Origin of the sequence: Bradyrhizobium oligotrophicum S58 (assembly GCF_000344805.1) — a bacterium.
Classification (GTDB): Bacteria; Pseudomonadota; Alphaproteobacteria; order Rhizobiales; family Xanthobacteraceae; genus Bradyrhizobium; species Bradyrhizobium oligotrophicum.
The window spans coordinates 2,161,398-2,180,306 of record NC_020453.1; the positions used below are offsets into that span (position 1 = coordinate 2,161,398).

The 18,909-nt window shown below is 63.9% G+C and carries 20 protein-coding genes; 3 read left to right on the forward strand and 17 right to left on the reverse strand.

Going from position 1 to position 18,909, the window contains the following annotated elements; all coding sequences use genetic code 11:
- Positions 1-37: 37 nt before the first annotated feature.
- The 7 genes from S58_RS09225 to S58_RS09255 all read right to left on the reverse strand — a co-directional run bounded on the left by S58_RS09225 (position 38) and on the right by S58_RS09255 (position 7,238).
- Positions 38-349 carry a DUF3240 family protein gene (locus S58_RS09225; protein ID WP_015665017.1) on the reverse strand — a complete coding sequence of 104 codons (312 nt, stop codon included), beginning with the start codon at positions 347-349 and terminating at the stop codon, positions 38-40.
- On the reverse strand, positions 346-3,423 hold the full coding sequence (locus tag S58_RS09230) for an efflux RND transporter permease subunit (protein WP_015665018.1): 3,078 nt from the start codon (positions 3,421-3,423) through the stop codon (positions 346-348). The genes S58_RS09225 and S58_RS09230 overlap by 4 nt, the downstream gene beginning before the upstream one ends.
- Positions 3,420-4,547: an efflux RND transporter periplasmic adaptor subunit gene (locus S58_RS09235; protein WP_042339061.1), complete on the reverse strand. Its 1,128-nt coding sequence runs from the start codon at positions 4,545-4,547 to the stop codon at positions 3,420-3,422. The genes S58_RS09230 and S58_RS09235 overlap by 4 nt, the downstream gene beginning before the upstream one ends.
- A gap of 168 nt (positions 4,548-4,715) precedes the next feature.
- Entirely contained in the window at positions 4,716-5,321 is a 606-nt protein-coding gene (locus S58_RS09240; RefSeq protein WP_015665020.1) for a pyridoxamine 5'-phosphate oxidase family protein, read from the reverse strand.
- Between the two features lie 30 nt (positions 5,322-5,351).
- Positions 5,352-5,768: a DoxX family protein gene (locus tag S58_RS09245; RefSeq protein ID WP_015665021.1), complete on the reverse strand. Its 417-nt coding sequence runs from the start codon at positions 5,766-5,768 to the stop codon at positions 5,352-5,354.
- Between the two features lie 36 nt (positions 5,769-5,804).
- Positions 5,805-6,158, reverse strand: coding sequence for a hypothetical protein (locus S58_RS09250; RefSeq protein WP_015665022.1), 354 nt, complete (start codon positions 6,156-6,158; stop codon positions 5,805-5,807).
- An 18-nt stretch (positions 6,159-6,176) separates the two neighbouring features.
- Positions 6,177-7,238, reverse strand: a complete 1,062-nt coding sequence (locus tag S58_RS09255) for an alpha/beta fold hydrolase (protein WP_015665023.1) — start codon at positions 7,236-7,238, stop codon at positions 6,177-6,179.
- A gap of 99 nt (positions 7,239-7,337) precedes the next feature.
- On the opposite strand from S58_RS09255, the gene S58_RS09260 reads away from it, so the two are divergent.
- Entirely contained in the window at positions 7,338-7,610 is a 273-nt protein-coding gene (locus S58_RS09260) for a DUF2277 domain-containing protein (RefSeq protein WP_015665024.1), read from the forward strand.
- A gap of 33 nt (positions 7,611-7,643) precedes the next feature.
- Here S58_RS09260 and S58_RS09265 read toward each other — a convergent pair whose 3' ends face one another.
- Positions 7,644-8,198, reverse strand: coding sequence for a collagen-like protein (locus S58_RS09265; protein ID WP_042339063.1), 555 nt, complete (start codon positions 8,196-8,198; stop codon positions 7,644-7,646).
- A 161-nt stretch (positions 8,199-8,359) separates the two neighbouring features.
- On the reverse strand, positions 8,360-8,629 hold the full coding sequence (locus tag S58_RS09270; RefSeq protein ID WP_015665027.1) for a helix-turn-helix domain-containing protein: 270 nt from the start codon (positions 8,627-8,629) through the stop codon (positions 8,360-8,362).
- Between the two features lie 451 nt (positions 8,630-9,080).
- On the opposite strand from S58_RS09270, the gene S58_RS09275 reads away from it, so the two are divergent.
- Complete coding sequence (locus S58_RS09275; RefSeq protein WP_015665028.1) at positions 9,081-9,521, forward strand: hypothetical protein; 441 nt, start codon at positions 9,081-9,083, stop codon at positions 9,519-9,521.
- A gap of 1,037 nt (positions 9,522-10,558) precedes the next feature.
- On the opposite strand, the gene S58_RS09280 is transcribed toward S58_RS09275, so the two are convergent.
- Entirely contained in the window at positions 10,559-11,065 is a 507-nt protein-coding gene (locus S58_RS09280) for a mismatch-specific DNA-glycosylase (RefSeq protein ID WP_015665029.1), read from the reverse strand.
- Between the two features lie 109 nt (positions 11,066-11,174).
- Between S58_RS09280 and S58_RS09285 the strand changes: the two genes are divergently transcribed.
- Positions 11,175-11,798, forward strand: coding sequence for a glutathione S-transferase family protein (locus tag S58_RS09285; RefSeq protein ID WP_042339064.1), 624 nt, complete (start codon positions 11,175-11,177; stop codon positions 11,796-11,798).
- 25 nt (positions 11,799-11,823) lie between these two features.
- On the opposite strand, the gene S58_RS09290 is transcribed toward S58_RS09285, so the two are convergent.
- The 7 genes from S58_RS09290 to thiC form a co-directional block, all read right to left on the reverse strand.
- Positions 11,824-12,093, reverse strand: coding sequence for a hypothetical protein (locus tag S58_RS09290; protein ID WP_015665031.1), 270 nt, complete (start codon positions 12,091-12,093; stop codon positions 11,824-11,826).
- Between the two features lie 201 nt (positions 12,094-12,294).
- Positions 12,295-12,552 (reverse strand): hypothetical protein, encoded by a 258-nt coding sequence (locus tag S58_RS09295; RefSeq protein WP_015665032.1) that lies wholly within the window; start codon positions 12,550-12,552, stop codon positions 12,295-12,297.
- Positions 12,553-12,717: 165 nt separating this feature from the next.
- Positions 12,718-13,950, reverse strand: coding sequence for an acyltransferase family protein (locus tag S58_RS09300; protein ID WP_244440735.1), 1,233 nt, complete (start codon positions 13,948-13,950; stop codon positions 12,718-12,720).
- A gap of 615 nt (positions 13,951-14,565) precedes the next feature.
- Positions 14,566-14,955 carry a RidA family protein gene (locus tag S58_RS09305; RefSeq protein WP_015665034.1) on the reverse strand — a complete coding sequence of 130 codons (390 nt, stop codon included), beginning with the start codon at positions 14,953-14,955 and terminating at the stop codon, positions 14,566-14,568.
- Positions 14,956-15,051: 96 nt separating this feature from the next.
- Positions 15,052-15,648 carry a hypothetical protein gene (locus S58_RS37410; RefSeq protein ID WP_144058290.1) on the reverse strand — a complete coding sequence of 199 codons (597 nt, stop codon included), beginning with the start codon at positions 15,646-15,648 and terminating at the stop codon, positions 15,052-15,054.
- A complete protein-coding gene (locus S58_RS09310; RefSeq protein ID WP_042340667.1) occupies positions 15,641-16,798 on the reverse strand; it encodes an AAA family ATPase in 1,158 nt (385 codons plus the stop codon). The genes S58_RS37410 and S58_RS09310 overlap by 8 nt, the downstream gene beginning before the upstream one ends.
- 139 nt (positions 16,799-16,937) lie before the next feature.
- The gene (gene thiC, locus S58_RS09315) at positions 16,938-18,839 is read right to left on the reverse strand and encodes a phosphomethylpyrimidine synthase ThiC (protein WP_015665036.1); all 1,902 of its coding nucleotides are present in this window, start codon (positions 18,837-18,839) and stop codon (positions 16,938-16,940) included.
- Positions 18,840-18,909 lie beyond the last annotated feature (70 nt).

Here is an 18,909-nt window from a genome sequence, read left to right on the forward strand (position 1 = left end):
GACGGACCGGGCGCAACGTTTCGAGTGTTCGGCGGGCTCAGTCGATGACGCCGAACGCGGTGACCGGCACGACCCAATACACGAGCTTCGTTCCGGCGAAGGCGCTCCTGAGCCGCTCCAGCAGCCGCTCGGAATCATTTTCCTGCAGCACGATCCGTACGACCACCTCGTCGGCATGGCCCTTGACCCGCTCGGCGGCGCTGCGCAGCCGGACGCGCACGCCATGTCCGGCCGCATCGGACGCCGTGAAGCCGGTGACCAGATCCGTCTGCTCACTGATGTAGTCGAACAGCTCCTCGCGTAGCTCACGCGGAGCGATCAGCGTCAGGCACACGGCTTGGTTTGTCATGTCGCGTCCTTCGCAGCAGCGCCGTAGCGGCGGTACAGGATTGGCAACAGGATCAGTGTCAGCAGGGTGGACGACAGCAGTCCGCCGATCACGACGATCGCCAGTGGTCGCTGGACCTCCGATCCCGGGCCCGACGCAAACAGCAGCGGGATCAGCCCGAGTGCGGTGATGCTGGCGGTCATCAGCACCGGACGCAGCCGGCGCCTGGCGCCCTCCACGACGATGCGTTCTTCGGAAAGTCCATGGGCGCGAAGTTGATTGAAGTGGGAGACCAGGACGACGCCGTTCAGGACCGCGATGCCGAGCAGCGCGATGAATCCCACCGACGCAGGCACCGACAGATATTCACCGGTCGAGACCAGCGCGAACACCCCGCCGATCAGCGCGAAGGGAATGTTGACGAGCACCAGCAAGGCCTGCCGCACGGAGCCGAACGTGGTGAAGAGCAGCACGAAGATCAGGCCGATCGCGACCGGGACCACGATGGACAGACGCGCGGCGGCGCGCTGCTGGTTCTCGAACTGTCCGCCCCAGGTCAGCCGATAACCGGATGGGAGCTGAAGCTCTGCGGCCACCTTCTGCTGCGCCGCCTGGACGAAGCCGACCATGTCGCGGCCCCGCACATTGCTGCGCACCACGCTCATGCGGTTGCCGTCCTCCCGGTCGATCTTCACGGGACCGTCGACCCGCTGAATGCGCGCGACCTGCGATAATGCCACGTGTTGTCCGGCTGCGAGCGTCAGCGGCAGCATTGCGAGCAGCGTCGGCGCCTCGCGCGTGGTCTCGCTGCCTCGGACCAGGATGGGCGTGCGTCGGCCGGTTTCAAGGGCGGTGCCGATCGTCCGTCCTTCGATCTGGGTCCGCAACGAAGTCGCGATGGAGTCGACCGTGAGGCCGAGGCGGCCCGCTTCCAATCGATCGACCGTGACAGTGTAGTACTGCGCACCCTCGTTGAGCGTGGTGTAGACGTCCTGCGCGCCATCGACGCTCGACAGGATCGCGGAAAGCTTTGCCGCGATCTCGTTGAGCTTTGTGATATCCGGGCCGAAGATCTTCACGGCGACGTCGCCGCGGACGCCGCTGATCATCTCCTGGACGCGCATGTCGATCGGTTGCGTGAAGCTCAGCGAGATACCGGGAAAGCCGGTCAGCACGTCGCGGAGCTTCTGAAGCAGCGCTTCGCGATCCTGGCTCTGCCGCTGGTCCGCCGGCTTGAGCACCAGGAACGTGTCGGTCTGATTGAGGCCCATGGGGTCGAGACCGAGTTCGTCCGAGCCGGTGCGCGCGATGATCCCGGAGATGTCCGGCACCTTCATCAAGGCCGTCTGCAGCCGGGCATTGATGGCCAGGGATTCATCGAGATTGATCGACGGCAGCGTTTCCACGCTCACGATGACGTCGCCTTCATCCATGGTCGGCATGAAGGTCTTGCCGAGCTGGCTGTAGCCGTAGCCCGCCGCGATCAGGCCGAGCACGGCAGCGAGCATGACCTTGCGCTCGTTGCCGAGCGCCCAGGCCAGCGCCGGTGCGTAGACGCGTTGCGCTGCCCGGATCAACAGCGGATCCGCGTGGGATGCGGATTTGAGTGCGAACGATGTCGCGACCGGGATCACCGTCAGCGCGAGCAGCAGCGACGCCGCCAGCGCGAAGATGATGGCGAGCGCGACGGGGATGAAAAGCTTGCCCTCCAGTCCCTGCAGCGTCAGCAGCGGCACGAACACGATGATGATGATCAGGACGCCTGATGCGACCGGTTGCAGGACCTCGCAGACCGAGCGGAACACGATGTGAATCAGTGGCGCCGTCCTGTCGCGATCGTGCTTGCCGAGATTGCCGACGATGTTCTCGACCACGACGACGAGTGCGTCGATCAGCATTCCGATCGCGATCGCAAGTCCGCCAAGGCTCATCAGGTTGGCCGACATGCCGACCGCGCGCATCACGAGCAGCGCCATCGCGATTGCAAGCGGAAGGCTGAGGGCAATCACCAGCGAAGCGCGCCAATTGCCCAGGAAGAGCAGCAGAAGGATCACGACGAGCACCGTGGCCTCGCCGAGCGCCCGCACCACGGTGCCGACGGCGCGGTTGACCAGGCGGCTGCGGTCGTAGAACACGTTGATGGTGACGCTGGCCGGCAGGGACGGCTTGAGCTCCTCCAGCCGCGTGCGCACGTCGCGCACGAGCTGTCCGGCATTGGCGCCGCGCAGCCCGAGCACCAGTCCTTCGACCGTCTCGCCCTTGCCGTCCGCCGTGACCGCGCCGTAACGCGTCAGCGCGCCGATCCTCACGCGTGCGACGTCGCTGACGCGGATGGGAATGTTGTCGCGGTTCTCGACGACAATGCCCCGGATGTCGTCGACGCCGCGAATGCTGCCCTCGATCCGCACCAGCGCGCTGTCCTCGCCCTGGTTGACGCGGCCGGCACCGTCATTGCGGCTGTTGGCCTCGATCGCCTTGCGAAACAGCTCGAAGGATATGCCGCGGGCCGCCAGCGCATCGTTGCGCGGAACGATCTCGAACGCCCGGACGTAGCCGCCCAGCGCATTGACGTCGGCGACGCCGGGGACCGTGCGCAGCGCCGGCCGGATGACCCAATCGAGCAGACTCCGCCGCTCGGCGAGCGACAGTTCGGGACTGTCGATCGTGAACATGAACATCTCGCCGAGCGGACTGGTGATCGGCGCCAGCCCACCGCTTACGCCATCCGGGAAATCGCGCGAGATATTGGCGAGCCGCTCCGACACCTGATTGCGGGCCCAGTAGATGTCGGTGCCGTCCTCGAAATCGACGGTGATGTCGGCCAAGGCATATTTGGTGGTGGATCGCAGGATCTTCTTGTTGGGCAGGCCGAGCAGCTCGAGCTCGATCGGCACCGTGATGCGCTGCTCGACCTCCTCGGGCGTGAGGCCGGGGGCCTTCATGATGACCTTCACCTGAACCGGCGAGACATCCGGAAAGGCGTCGATCGGCAGGCTGGGCAGCAGAACGGCAGCCGCGCCGATCAGCAACAGCACGCTGAGAATGACGAACAGCCGCTGCGACAACGCGAATGCGACGAGTCGCTGCAGGATCATTGTCCCAGCCTTGAGAGAATGCCGCGAAGCGCCGAGATGCCGCCGATCGCAACCTCATCCTTGTCGGTCACGGAGCCGGACACGACGACATGGTCCTGGTCCTCCGCGAGCAGCGTCACCGGGACTTGCCGGAAGCCGCCCTCGATCGCGACGAAGATCGAGGTCTGCTCGCCGCGCCGAACCAGCCCGCTGTACGGGATCTCCCAGGCGCTTTCTCCGGCCGAGATGAAGCCGATGCGCGCGGCTGCGGTCTGTCCGGAATGCAATTCGCCGTTGTTCGGAACCTCCGCGCGGACGAGGATCGTCTGGGTCGCCGCATCGGTTGTTTCGGAAACCAGGATGACTTGCCCTGGCGTCGCGTATCCGTCGATGTCGACTCGCGCGCCGGCCTTGATGGCACCGATATTGGTGGCCGGAATTGCGATCTCGGCCCATAGCGGCGACAGGCGCGCGAGCTTCACCAGCGGTGCAGCCTGTTCCAGCCGCTGGCCCGGCGAGATCACGATGTCGACCACGGATGCAGCCTGTGGCGCTCTGACCGTCAGCGTGGCGCTGATGGCGGCCTCATTGGTGAGGCGTGTGATGGCGTCGTCCGAGAGGCCGCTGAGGTGCAGCATCTGCCGCCGTTCGGCGACCACGATATTGGCCTGGCGGGCTTCGGCCTGACTCGATTCCAGCACGCGCTGCGGGATCGCCTTGCCTTCGAACAGATCGGCGTTCCGTTTCAGCTGCTGAACGGCGAGAACCTCCTGCGCGAGCGCATGGAGATATTCGCGCTGCAGCGACACGTAGCTCGGGCTCTCCAATGTCAGAAGCGGCTGTCCGACCGTCACGCGGTCGCCGCGGGCCACCGCCAGATTGGTGACCATGCCGGAGACGGGAGCGCTGACGACCCACAATTGCGGCGTCGGAATCACGATCTGCGCGGGGTAGGGGAGCGTCCTATCGGTTCGACTCGAAATCGGATGCGTAACGCGGATGCCGAGGTTTTGCGCCTGGGCCGGGGTGAGCTTCACGTCATCGGCTGATGCGGCGGATGGCAGCATACAGAGCGCAAGCACGAGCAACGTGCCGGCCCAAAGGCCGGGGCATCTGTGGCGGGCTGCATAAGAGGACGCGGGCATCGACGGCGATCGGCTCCAGCTTCGGAAATGACACATTCATACCTAGTTTCTGCCGTCTCCGTGACCGTTGACCTGTATCAACGCGTGCGCTCACGAATTCGGGCGCATCACTCATAGAGCGTTGCCGATGACTCGCAGCTGACGCGCTTTTGCGAAAGAGTGGCATTCTCAAAGCTGTTGGCGGTAGCGTGCATCGACTGCGTCCTGGGGTTCGGGCGCGCCGAGGCTGGTCTGATCGTGTATGATGTCGCTGATGCTCGGCATGCTCGAACGCGCGACCTGTGCCTCCTGCGACCACAGTTTCGAGCGCATGATGGCCTTGCCGCAATGGAAGTACGCTTCCCGCACGCTGATCACGAGCACCGAGCGCGGCGGCTTGCCGAACTCCTCGAGCTTCGCCAGCAGGTCGGGATCGGTGGACAGCGAACCCGTGCCGCCGACACGCAAGGTCTCGTTGATGCCGGGGACGAAGAAGATCAGTTGCACCTGACCCGAGCCGTCCGACACGTTGCTGAGGCTGTCGAGCCTGTTGTTGCCGGGGCGATCCGGCATCACCAGGCGATGATCGTTCTCGATGAGCACGAAACCCGGATGGCCACCGCGCGGCGAGGCATCGACGCTGCCATCCGAGCCCGAGGTTGCGATCACGCAGAACGGCGAGAGCGCAATGAACTTGCGGCTGTGAATGTCGAGCGTGGGACGCACTTTTGCGATCACCCGCTCGTTCGGCTTTGGATAGATCGCTGCGAGGTCGGCATTGGCTGGGTCGCTCACGGCTTGTCTCCTGTTCGCATCGTCTCGGCGTCACGCGTGGCGACGCCATGGCCAGTCGATCAACGCTGCACTGTAGAGTGCCCACCAGACGAGCACCGGCTGAAATGCCAGGCGCGGACCGTGGTAGAGCCAGCTGCTGCCGAGATAGGGCAGGTCGATGCCATCGATGGCGTGCTTGAAATTGGCCGGCCACACGCACACGGCATAGGCCGCGAGCCCGATCCCCGCCCAGCGTCGCATTGGCTTCGTCACCAGCGCCACCGCGCCTGCGAGCTCGCAAAGTCCGGTGAGCAGAATGACCTGCGGGGCAAACGGAACGATCGACGGCGTGATCCGCAGGAATGGCTCGGGGATCGCGAGATGCGCGATCCCCGCAACCATGTAGAAGGCCGCCATCAGCCAGCGCATGACGGCGCGGGTCCTGTCGTCGTGCAATGACTCCATCATGGCCAGATCCCAAGGGCCGACCTCGCAGGGTTCGGGTCAGACGGCATCGGCGGGGACGAAACAGCTGATGATGATGTCGCCGCGGTGATGGACGTACCACACCACGGCTTCGCCGATCGGGTTGCCGCGGTCGCGGATGATGGCGCGCTCCGGAACCGCCATCCAGCGTCCCTCGATCGGCACCCAATAGGTGCCGTCCCGCACGTCATAGCTGGTGCGATGGCCGTCGGAGACGTCGCAGCACGGCACGCCGTTCGGGGCGATCACGCTCTTGAACCAGGCGCGCACATCGGGCGGCACGTTCTCGAACTGGCCGTTGTCGACGGCGAACGCGAGGCTTGCGCAGGCCAGGGAGCCCATCATCAGACCGGCCGGCACCATCCTGCGCATTCAACGCTCCTCGTTGCTTCACATGCCCCGCTGCGGCGCCGTGGCCAGCAGTTCGCGCAGCGGCTCGACGTAGAATTTCGCACTGCCGGTGGTCAGGTGGCCGCGGCTCTCGGCCGAGGCCGGGATCAGCAGCACCTTGCCGTTGGCGACGCGCTTCATTGCCTCGGCGGTAACGCCCGTCTCCGGCGGATTACGCTCGTCGTCGGCCGCGTTGATCAGCATCACGGTCGCCTTGATCTTGTCGAGATCGGCCGAAGGATTGTAGTCGTGCGACGATTCCCACTGATAGACGAAGTCGTTGGCGTCCGACGGAACGGATTGTGCCAGTCGCTCATCGACCATCTTGTCGGCCTTCGCCGCCGTCGGCGCCGCGAGCTGATAGGCGATGGTGCCGCCGGCGGTGGCCGTGCCATAGGCGGTGACGGCGTATTTCATCATGCGCGGCTGCGTCGTGTAGTTGCCGCCATTGTAATCGGGATCGTTGCGGATCGTCTCCAGCATGATCCGGCGCAGCATCCAGTTGCGGGCCGCCATCTCGGTCGGCTGCGAGGCCATCGGCACCGCCACGTCCATGAAGTCCGGATAGCGCGTCGCCCACACCCAGCTGTGCATGCCGCCCATCGAATTGCCGATCACGAGGCGGACATGCTTGATCCCGAGCCCCTCGTTCAGCAGGCGGTACTGGGCATCGACCATGTCGGCATAGTCATAGGCGGGAAACTTCGTCTTCAATCCGTCCGACGGCTTCGACGATTTGCCGTGGCCGATGCTGTCGGGAATGATGATGTAGTACCTGGTCGCGTCGAGCGGCTGGTCCTTGCCGAACAGCTCGCCGGCGAACGGCGCCCCCAGCATGCTGGCGCCCGAGCCGCCGGTGCCGTGCAGCACCAGCACCGGCTGGCCGCTCGGCTCGCCGACGGTGGTGTAGTGCAGCTTCAGCTCCGGCAGCGTCTCGCCGGTGTGAAACTTGAAATCCTTGACGACGAAGTCGCCCTGCTTCGGGGCGGGAAAGTCGGCGGCGCGGGCAGGCGCACAAAAAACCACCCAAGCTGCAAAAACGGCGGCAAACGGTCGAAGCATGTCATCCCCCTGATCTGCGCGCGGCTCTTGGCGGCCGCGTCGGCAGCATGATAGCACGGTCCTCGACTTGGTTCAGCACCGGATTGATGAGACCCCGTCATGTGCCGCAACATCAAGACGCTGTTTAATTTCGAGCCGCCGGCGACCGAGGCGGAAATCCAGGCCTCCGCGCTGCAATTCGTGCGCAAGCTGTCCGGCTTCAACGCGCCGTCGCAGGCCAACGAGGCCGCCTTCGCACGTGCGGTCGAGGAGGTCGCCGACGCCGCACGGCGGCTGCTGACCTCGCTGCAGACCCAGGCGGCGCCCCGGGACCGCGAGATCGAGGCCGCCAAGGCGCGGGAGCGCTCGGCCGTCAGGTTCGGGCCGCGCTGACCCCGCGCTTGCCGCCGCCGCGACGCGCGAAGCTCAGAAGCCCTCGTCGTCCCGGCTCTGGGCCTGCTTCGCGTGCTTCTTCTTTTTCTTGTGCTTCTTCTTTTTCTTCTTCTTCGGGACATCGATCTCGTGCGGATCGTCGTCCTCGAACGCCTCTTCGAGCGCCTCGTCATGCTCGGTGGCGGCGAAGATGTCGCGCACCGCGACCAGTTCGGCCTCGCGCTCGTTCGCTTCGCGATCGCGCGTGCGCTTGTAGTCGTCATAGGCGGCGAAGATCTGCTCCAGCCAGGGCATCAGCTGATCGATCGTCGGCAGCGTGCCGGGCAGGCCCTGCTCGCCACGCGGTCCTTGCTCGCCGCGCGGGCCCTGTGGCCCCTGGGATCCGGCAGGTCCCTGCGGTCCCGCCTTGCCGGGTGGACCGGCTTCGCCGCGCGGGCCTTGCGGACCCGGTCTGCCTGGCGCGCCCGGTTTGCCGTCAGGGCCCGGCTTGCCGCGCTGGCCATCCGGCCCGCGCCGTCCCGGCTGTCCTTGCGGGCCACGTGGACCTGTGGGCCCCTGCAGGCCGCGTCCGGCCGGATTCTTTGCCACTACCGCAACTCCGCTACAAACAGGTGATTCGCGGCGAAGCGTAACAGAGCCGCGATAACCGCAGCAATTGCAGGAGGGCCGCGAGGCCGATTGATCAACATCAATCGGCGCCGCGTCGTAATGAGTTCCACGCGATGGGATATCGCGTGGCCGCCTTCGTATCAGGCCGTATAGGCCGGCACCACGATGCCGTCGGCCGTGTAGCTGCGGATCTTGTTCCGCAAGGTGCGCACGGGCATCCCGAGCAGCCTCGCGGCATGGGTGCGGTTGCCGTTGCAGCGCGCCAGGGTCTGAACGATGAGCTCGCGCTCGATCTCGGACAAGGGCGTGCCGATCAACAGCGGCAGAACCTCCGCCGCGGGACGCGACGGTGGCATGGCAAGCGGTACGAGTGACGGACTTGCGGTATCGGCTGACAACTCTTGCGACATAACTCCTCCCGATCAACGCCCGCGCCGAAATCAAACAAACGACGCGCAAACATCGAGACCAACTGAACATCCAGCCCGTAAATCACCGTGGTCCGACAAGGTTAATGAGGCCTTAACACGCGCCTCCGGGCGCCGCGCCGGCGGCGAATACCCCGAAATGGCCTTGGTTTCGCGCGGGTCTGGACCCATTTCGCCGTCGCCGGCCGACCGGGACCCGCGAAACCGAAGCACAGCGGCCGCGATGACGATCGGCGCCTGCGCGCTGATCCCACGGGTCTCCGTTCGCAGGAGGCGGCATTTCGATCACACAGGGCGGGCCGCATGCGTGGTGCCGCGCAAAGGGCTAAATTCGGCCCGATCGATTCGCTTGGTGGGGCATGATCGTCACACGTGGCCATCGAATTACCTCAACTTCACGCATCCCAAATTCACTTCGCTGGAGACTTCATCCATGAAAATTGCACCCTTGCTTCGCGGTCTATTGGTGGCACTGACGGCGGCTTGCGGCGCCATCCTGCCGGCGACGGCGCATGCGGATGGCGGCTTCATCACGCTGACCATCTACAAGGCGGGATGGATCATCGGCGGCTCCGGCGGCAGCGGCATGTTGCACTTCCATGGTCGCGCCTATCCGCTGTCGACCGGCGGCCTCGATTGGGGTCTGGTGTTCGGCGGCTCGCGCACGGTGCTGCGCGGCCGCGTCAGCAACATCTGGCGTCCGTCCGATGTCGAGGGTGTCTATGGCGCTGCCGGCGCGGGCCTTGCGGTCGGCCGCGGCGTGCGCGGCATCGTGTTGACCAACCAGAAGGGCGCGGTGTTGGAGCTCTCGGGCGAGCAGATCGGCCTGCTGGCCAATGTCGACCTGTCGGGGCTCGCGATCACGATCAGGTAGCGAGGTCATTGTTGATCGGTGCCCTGACAACTAACGACTAACAACAGGTGTCATCGCCCGGCTTGACCGGGCGATCCAGTACGCCGCGGCGCTGCCGTCGATCACGTCTGCCGCGGAGTACTGGATCGCCCGCCTGCGCTGGCGATAACAGTGAGGGTGGAGCAGGCGTCTCGACAACGTCTTCCACGTCCTGCTCATGACTTCGCGTTCTCGCCGCACCGCGTGCGCAAGGGATGCATCGTGTGAGCCCCGTCGAATAACGAGAGGGGCAGGGAAGGCCGGGAGCTCGCCGCTCCCATGGTCCGCGTGCAACAAAAAGCACGCGGCAGAACCACAGGCTCGGCCAGGCATCCCGGCCTTCCCTGCGCGAATGGTTTGACGGCTTATACGTGGTCTCCCTGGTGCGCCGGCTTGTTGGCCACCATGGCACGCGCCACGTCTTCGCATGAGCGCCTGCGTGATACCAGCTTCGGGGTATCAGGACATCACGACTTCGCCGTACGTGACCGCCGGCGCTCGTCGGGCGCAGCCATCACGTCCACCGCGGCCCACCTCCACGTATCGTGACGACGCGTACGTCCCTCTGCATGAGGCGGGTTGAGCGAAAACATCGTCCTGATTTGCCCGACATGGCAAGTGCATGCGCCTGCGGCAGAGTAACGCGACGGGCAATTTGCGCATGGCGCGCATGCGCGGATTGCCCGTCGGGTGGCGCGGTGTCGTTTTGCGCCGTTTCGGTCATGCCTGGACAGAGCTGCCTCCGCGCGGGAAGTCGTTATTAGTTGTTCGTCATGCTTGAGGGGGGGGCGTCCCGCCTGCGCGTCTAAAAGACGAGCCAGGGCGTGACAATATGGAGAGAGCGCGTAGGGTGGGCAAAGGCGCGCCCGCCACGCCCGCTGCGTGCCGTGCTCCATCGCGCGCCGTGCCGCCACTTGACCGTTCGAGTATGCTGATCGACGGTGGGCACGCAGCTGCCCTGCGGGACGGCTGCTTTGCCCACCCTACTGGTTCTCATCCGGCGCGCGACCAGCGCTTCTTCAGGCGCAATCCTGGGCTATATGCGCCGCCAACTCCCGCCACGGCTGCAGCGTCCACGCACCTGATGCGGCGCCGGAGGGAGAGGACAGCACGAACGCGGTCGGAAAGTCGTCGCGCTCAGGCTGCCGCCCCAACGCGATCGCGCTGGTCGGCCGGGCATAGAACAGGCTCGCCGCCTTCTTGCTGGTGAATGCCACCGTCGCCGGCCGGTGGTGCCGGATCTTGGCTGCGAAGCCGGCGACGTCGACGCCGGCTTTCAGCGCGACATGGTCCATGCCGGCGCCCTGCTTGCACAGATCGGTGAAGCCGATCCCGAGCTCGCGCAGCGCCGGAAATTCGTGCGGCCGATACGGGCGCGGCGTCAGGCCGACGGCGAACAGCGTGGGCCAGAAGCGGTTGCCGGGATGCGCGTAGTAATGGCCGGTCGCCGCCGAGCGCTCGCTCGCGGCGGTGCCGACGAAGACCAGGCGCAGGCCGGGTTGGAGCTGATCGGGCAGGCGGTCCATGAGCGGCGTTGTCGCATTATTGCAGCCGCTGCAACAAGCTGTTGTCGCCAAGCAGCGTTGTTGCTGCGCCGGACGCGGTCTACAGCCTGCTCCGGAACAACGGGAGCACATGATGCAACGCCGCCTCTACCAGTTCGTCCTGTCCGGCCATTCGCATCGCGCACGGCTGATGTTGAGCCTGCTCGGCCTTCCTTGCGAGTTCGTCGATGTCGATCTCAAGGGCGGAGCGCACAAGCAGCCGGATTTTCTCGCGCTCAATCCGTTCGGCCAGGTCCCGGTGCTGGTCGACGGCGACGCCGTCGTGCCCGACTCCAATGCGATCCTGGTCTATCTCGCGACTCGCTATGATGCCTCGGGCCGCTGGCTGCCGCGCGATCCGCTCGGCCAGGCGCAGGTTCAGCGCTGGCTGTCGGCCGCTGCGGGCCCGCTCGCCTTCGGCCCGGCCGCGGCGCGGGTGGCGACCCTGTTCGGGGCGCCGCTCGACATGGCGAAGGCGCATCAGCTGGCGGATGCGCTGTTCGCCGTGATGGAGCGAGAGTTCGGCGCCCGGCCATTCCTCGTCGGCGAGATGGCGACCCTCGCCGACATCGCGCTCTACAGCTACACCGCCCACGCGCCCGAGGGCGGCGTGTCGCTGTCGCCGTATCCGAACATCGTGGCGTGGCTGGCGCGGCTCACCGCGCTGCCCGGCTTCGTGCCGATGCCGGCGAGCCCGATTGCCGGGGCGGCCTGATCGGGGCCGCCGGCCGGCCCGTCGCTTACAGGAAGCAGCGGCGCTCGTCGCGCAGCTTGAGCTGGATGTTGGTGGCTTCGACGAAGGTCGGCACCGGCTTGGAGACGATCTTGTAGGTCGACGGCCATTCGACCGGCTTCGACTGCAGGTCGGTGTTCCAGATCTGGCAGATGCCGGTGTTGTCCCAGCGGATCACGTAGTAGCCGCTCTTGGGCGCCGGCGCGGCAAAGGCGGGGGCAGCGATCGAGCTGGCCGCAAGCGCGGCGGCAGCAGCCAGAGTGGTCAAGCGACGCATCGTCAATCTCCTGAAACGAACGAACAAAAGCATCCACTGGCTGCACGCGGCAGCCTTGCTCGCTGGCGCGTGACAGCCATCGCGAAGTGGTGCGACAAAAGCGCACGCGACGCAAGCCACCACGATCGTCCGTTCACAGTGATGTCAGGGAGTTCGGGCAGATGCGCATCCGGTGTGGACATCGCGCATCAGCGCAATGCCTCACAGCGTGCACCGTCCCTCCCGGCGCAGCTTGACCTGCAGGGTGACGGCGTCGTTGAACGTCGGCACCGGACGGCTGATGACCTTGTAGCCCGACGGCCATGCGATCGGCTTGAACGCGAACGCCTCGCTCCAGACCTGGCAGACGCCGGTGTTGTTCCAGCGCAGGATGTAATAGCCGGCCTGCGCCGGCGCGGCGGCAGCGAGCATCGCGGCGACTGAAGCTGCTGCAAGAATGAGGGTGGTGAAACGAGGCATCGTGAAAACTCCGGCAACAAACTGGCCCCAGCCGTGGGGCGCCTTGTCGGAGCCGTCTCGATCAATTTGAAGGCGCGGACGATCACTTCGTGCGGCAAATCCGCGCGAGCAGAGGTGTCTGACCGTAGTGCATGGCAACGGTTGCCGAGTCTCGGTGGGATGCACTCACGATCGTGATGTCAACATGCGTCGCACTGGCAGCGGCGGCGGAACCTCCCGGCCGGCCCTGGGGCGGGACGTGAGGCCGAGATCCGTGCCGCTGATGACCGGCCGCGCCGCGAGCGGCTGCGCCACTGCGCGCCGGCGGAGGAAGTGCCGCTCCAGCAGGGCATAGGAGAAGGTTGCGGCGACGATCGACAGCGGCAGGCCGATCAGCAGCCGCAGTTGCCAGGACAGGCCGTAGTCGTTCAGGAAGTTCAGGATCGGGAGATGCCAGAGATAGACGCCGTAGAAGATCCGCCCGAGAAACACGGCTTCCTGCCGTTCGAAGATGCGATGGCAGATCGTGCCGCTGCTGCGGGCGAGCATGGTCAGAGCGAGGATGCCGGGGAGGACGCCGCAGACCATGCTGCCGAAATAATAGTAGTTGAGGTTCGGCCCATAGGCGGGCCAGAACAGGAAGGTGATCGCGATCCAGTAGATCAGCAGCGGCCATGCCAGCTTCGGCCACAGACGGTCGAGCGCCAGATAGGCGCCGGGCGGCACGAGCCGCAGCACCACGGCCATCGCGCACCCGGCCATCAGCGCGTCGGCACGGGTGTCGAATGCGGTGTAGAGACGCCGCCACTCTGCGCCGTCCAGCAGCAGCGACACCCGCCACGCCCAGATCGCCGCCGCAATGGCGCAGATCGCCCCGACCAGCCGCCAGCTCACGCCGAAGCGCTTCACCAGCAGCGCGAAGGTCAGCGGCCACAGCAGGTAGAACTGCTCCTCGGTCGACAGCGTCCAGGTGTGGCCGATGTCCTCGATGGTCTTGGGGTCGAACACGTACCAGTAGTTCGAGACGTAGGTGAGGGCGATCGCGACGCGGCCGAGCGCCGGCAGGAACGACGGCCGCAGCAGCCAAGTGAACAGCAGATAGGCCGCCAGCATCAATAGCAGCGGCGGCACGATGCGGGCGAAGCGCCGAGCGTAGAACTGCCGGAACGCGACGCGGCCGTGCCTGTCGACGTCCCGCAGCAGCAGGCCGGTGATGTAATAGGCGCTCGCCACGAAGAACAGATCGATATAGAGCACCGCGCCCGGCACGGTCTGGGAGGAGACATGGGCCGCGACCACGCCCAGCGTCATCAGCCCGCGCATGCCGTCATGCGAGGCGACGTATCCGAGCGGATAGACCTGGACCTGCCAGGCCTCGCGAACGGAGTTCCACAGCGGTGCCGTGGCTGCGCGCACCATGCGGGAGATCGTGTGGACCGGCCGGACAGCAATCATTTAATTTTTCGGGATTGTGAATTTAATGTGGTATTATATTTCAGAATATTCAATTTTAAATCGATGGCAAGCGATTAAATGTGGCAGCCGTGATTGCATGGCTGATTGCTTGGCGATGCAGGCGGAGTTCCACAGGCGAGCTTGTCATTGCTCGCACGCGCGCCCGCGATGAGCGAACCGCCGTAGGGTGGGCAAAGCCGCCGCCCGCAGGGCGGCAGCGTGCCCACCATCGAGCAGCGAACTCGTCGACGACGCGGTGGGAACGGCGCCACCGCGATCTCAAGGTTGGGAGAGAGTCGGGCTTCGCATTGCCCCCACTCGACAAAATTGAGGCTGCTCGGCGTGCTGCGCGATACAGCGCCCTCTCCCCTTGCGGGAGAGGGCATCTCCGATCCATCCACGCGCGCGGTTGGGTGAGGGGTGTCTCTCCGCGAATGACCGTGCGGAGAGATACCCCTCACCCAACCGAGCTTGCCGCGCTGTCATACAAGCCCTCTCCCGCAAGGGGAGAGGGCGCATTCATGCGCACCGCACTTGGCTTCCGAGCCAAGGGCAGCAGAATGACGAGTTCAACAATTGCTACGTCGGAGCGATCGCCGCAACGCCCTCGATCTCGATCAGCATCTTCGGATCGGGCAGCGCCGCGACCACGCAGGTGGTCCGCGCCGGGTAGGGCGCCGGCCCGAACGCCTCGGCATAGAGACGGTTCATGGTCGCAACGTCCGAGGCGCGCGTCAGCAGCACGTTGACCTTGACGAGATCGCGCAAGGTCGCGCCGCCTTCGGTCAGCACACGGGTGAAGTTCGTCACGACGTTGGCGAACTGCCCCTCGAAATCATCGGGCAGGTTGCCGTCAGCGTCGAAGCCGGGAATGCCGGAGACGAAGAGGAGATCGCCGATCCGTGTGCCGAACGACAGCGGCGGGGCCTTGATGTGTGGTGGGGCGGGGATGTGGTGGATTGGGGGCATGACGACTTCTCAATTTCGCTATTAGTCAGTATTGAGCTTCGGTCGCCCGTCAGCGGCGGCGAGCATCATCCAATGGGCCCATTCACGCCGAATTCGTTACTTTATTTCTGAGACGCGCCTGCACGCACGAGCCAAACTATCATTTACGGCAGATGCAGCTTTGACATCCCAATTGTTCTGGATGAATTCTGATATGCGGGCGTTGTATGCCGGACCAACCGGCGAAGTGTATCCTGAAGGTGGAACGAGATCCTGCAGTATCTCGCGGCTACGGCTTCGGCGAGCCAGTTGGATGAGTAGCTCCTTTGTGTTTCGAACCTTGTCTCCGACAACAGGTATTGCACTAGCAGAGACGTTCAGGAATGTCGCCAAATTGTGCCTGTCGGCCAGTAGCCAGCTCTCGACCTCATGAAATGCGAATCTAACATGAATGTTGTCTGGATGTCGTGTATGAAACCACTGCTCAATGGCATTGCCCGGGCAAATTGTTCCTAGTTCATCTCCATCTAAGAAGATCAAAAACTTGAGTGACACGGCTGATCTGCGGATCTGAGCAATCCGACTTTGAAAATACGAAAAGCCACGCCGTCCCATGACGTTTGAAACAGTAAGGGTGGAGTTTTCGACGGCGATAATTTTCTGAGCCGCTTGTTCTATAAGCGTATCTTCTGAAAACAGGATGATCTCAGTCATCTACTTGAGCAAACAAATCTATCTGAGTTGGGGCGGTTTTAGGGAGTACGGCCTCGCTAATGGGGAAGCCAGATTTTACAAGCTGGAATGCATCGAAAACCTCTCGAAGGTTGACTGCCTTGGTTGCCTCACCTGAGGTGTCCAGCAGTATCACTTCCTCGGCGGCTATACCTGGATCAGAGAGTAAGTCGACGCTATGAGTGCTGAGGATCACCTGCCGGCGACGTTGTCGCTGAAGCCGATAGATCAGCGGTGCCAATTTAGAGACAATAGCAGAATTTAGCGAGAGTTCGGGCTCTTCAAGTAGAAGCAGAGCGTCGTCTTCGAGAAGAGCCCACAGTAGCCCGATCAATCTCAAGGTGCCGTCAGAAAACTGATCCTCTCTCTGCCAACCTGCATTTGCACGCCAATGCTTGTAAAGAGCAGCAAGATGAGGGCGCCCGGTCGCTTCGTCGCGTTCGAACTTCAGCTGTTCCAGATTCGGTACCGCGATCTTTAGCGCTCGTTCAATTCGGCTGAGCCGGCTTTTCTGTGATCTAGCTGGGGTTTTCGCTACGCGGTCGAGAAAGCCTTGGCCAAATGGGTCTGTTTCGATAGTGCGACCTTGGATTTCATCATTAAATCGGAGCAATTGCGGAACTAGGTGGAGGTAGGTTGTTGATGCAAAAAATCGAGCTACATCGCGAAATTCGACATTGTTATTGACCTGTTCGATATGTGTTTGAATCAACCTCTCTGGGTCGGAGCCGTCGTCCTTGTCTGGACGCTCAAGGATCATTTTGCCGTCCTTGTACACGATCTCTTTTTGTACGATTGGTCGACGAAACCCGCGAGGCTCTTGCGCGATCGAGAGAATGTAACGCCAGCTCTCATCGGAGTCTAATGACGGCTTTAGCGTGACGTCGATCTCGATGTGGGGGTTTTGTCGTGCAGACAGGCATCTGACCTTCGAAAGATTGCCGCGCGATTGGATGGCCTTTTGTAGCCCGCCCCCTTGCGAAGAGCAGACATCTCGAAGAAAGCGGAATACGTCCAGAAAGTTGGACTTTCCGGAAGCGTTCGCGCCCAAAACAAAGGTGCGTTCGCTCAGGTCGACTTCCGATGTTCGGAAGTTGCGCCAGTTTTGTATAGCAAGGTGCGTGACTATCAAAGCGCCCTTCCTCAATCGACCCATAACACCCAGAGGTAAACCCGAGAAGTCTTACACCATGCCCCTATTTAGCCAAGGCAAATGTGGGGCATGGCGAAGGTCTTAAAGATCTATCGGTGACTTGATCTGCGAGGGGACGTCAGGACAACGCCTTGTTGCTCTCCTTCACCTTCTCCGCATCCAGATACACGCTGCCGCCCATTTCCTTGAACTTGGCGCTCATCTGGGCCATGCCGTCCTCGATGGTGCCGCTGATGGTCATGCCGACCGTCGCCGGATCGTTGAGCGTGGCGGCGTAGTCGCGGACGTCCTGGGTGATCTTCATCGAGCAGAATTTCGGGCCGCACATCGAGCAGAAATGCGCGACCTTGTGGGCTTCCTTCGGCAGGGTCTCGTCGTGGAAGTGTTTTGCGGTTTCCGGGTCGAGGCCGAGATTGAACTGGTCGGTCCAGCGGAAGTCGAAGCGGGCGCGGGACAGTGCGTCGTCGCGCAGCTGCGCGGCGGGATGACCCTTGGCGAGATCGGAGGCGTGGGCCGCGATCTTGTAGGTGATGACACCCACCTTGACGTCGTTACGGTCAGGGAGACCCAGATGCTCCTTCGGTGTCACGTAGCACAGCATGGCGCAGCCGAACCAGCCGATCATGGCCGCACCGATGCCGGAGGTGATGTGGTCGTAGCCCGGCGCGATGTCGGTGGTCAGCGGCCCCAAGGTGTAGAACGGCGCCTCGCCGCACTCCTTGAGCTGCTTGTCCATGTTGATCTTGATCTTGTGCATCGGCACGTGGCCGGGGCCCTCGATCATGACCTGGCAGCCCTTGTCCCACGCGATCTTGGTCAGCTCGCCAAGAGTTTCCAGCTCAGCAAATTGCGCGCGGTCGTTGGCATCGGCGATCGAGCCGGGGCGCAGGCCGTCGCCCAATGAGAACGAGACGTCATACTTGCGCATGATGTCGCAGATCTCCTCGAAGTGCGTATAGAGGAAGCTCTCCTTGTGATGCGCGAGGCACCACTTGGCCATGATCGAGCCGCCGCGGCTGACGATGCCGGTGACGCGGCTGGCGGTGAGGTGGATGTAGGCGAGCCGCACGCCGGCATGGATGGTGAAGTAGTCGACGCCCTGCTCGCACTGCTCGATCAGGGTGTCCTTGTAGAGCTCCCAGGTCAGCTGGACCGGGTCGCCGTTGCACTTCTCCAGCGCCTGGTAGATCGGCACGGTGCCGATCGGCACCGGCGAATTACGCAGGATCCATTCCCGCGTGGTGTGGATGTTGCGGCCTGTCGAGAGGTCCATCACGGTGTCGGCGCCCCAGCGGATCGCCCACACCATCTTGTCGACTTCCTCTTCAACTGAAGAGGTCACCGCCGAGTTGCCGATATTGGCGTTGATCTTGGTGAGGAAGTTGCGGCCGATGATCATCGGCTCCAACTCGGCGTGGTTGATGTTGCAGGGGATGATGGCGCGGCCGCGCGCGATCTCCGAGCGCACGAACTCAGGCGTGATGAAGGCGGGGACTTCCGCGCCGAAGCTTTCGCCGTCGGCGAGCGCGGCTTCGGCGCGCTCGAGCTGGGTCTTGCGGCCGAGATTCTCGCGCTCGGCGACGTAGATCATCTCCTTGGTGATGATGCCGGCGCGGGCGAATTCGAGCTGGGTGATCTTGTGGCCGTCGAGCCCGCGCAGCGGCTTGTGATGCGCGGTGAAGGCCTTTGCGGCCTTGTCGGCGCCGACATTGCCATTGTCCTCGGGCTTGATGTCGCGGCCGACATACTCCTCGACGCCGCCGCGCTCGCGCACCCAGGCGGTGCGGGCGCGCGACAGGCCGGCGTTGACGTCGATCGTCACGGTCGGATCGGTGTAGGGGCCGGAGGTGTCGTAGACCGGCAAATTGGGCTCGCCGGCGCCTTCGGAGAGGATGATTTCGCGCAGCGGCACGCGCAGGTCGGGCGCCGAGTCCGGGGTCGCGTGGATCTTGCGCGAGGACGGCAGCGGGCCGGTGGTGACGGCGGGCAGGGTGGTGTCGGGATTGGAGCGGATGTTCATGGGATCCTCCTTGTCAATTGTTGTTGTCGGAGTGAATGGGGAACGTCATTGCGAAGAGCGTGAGCGACGA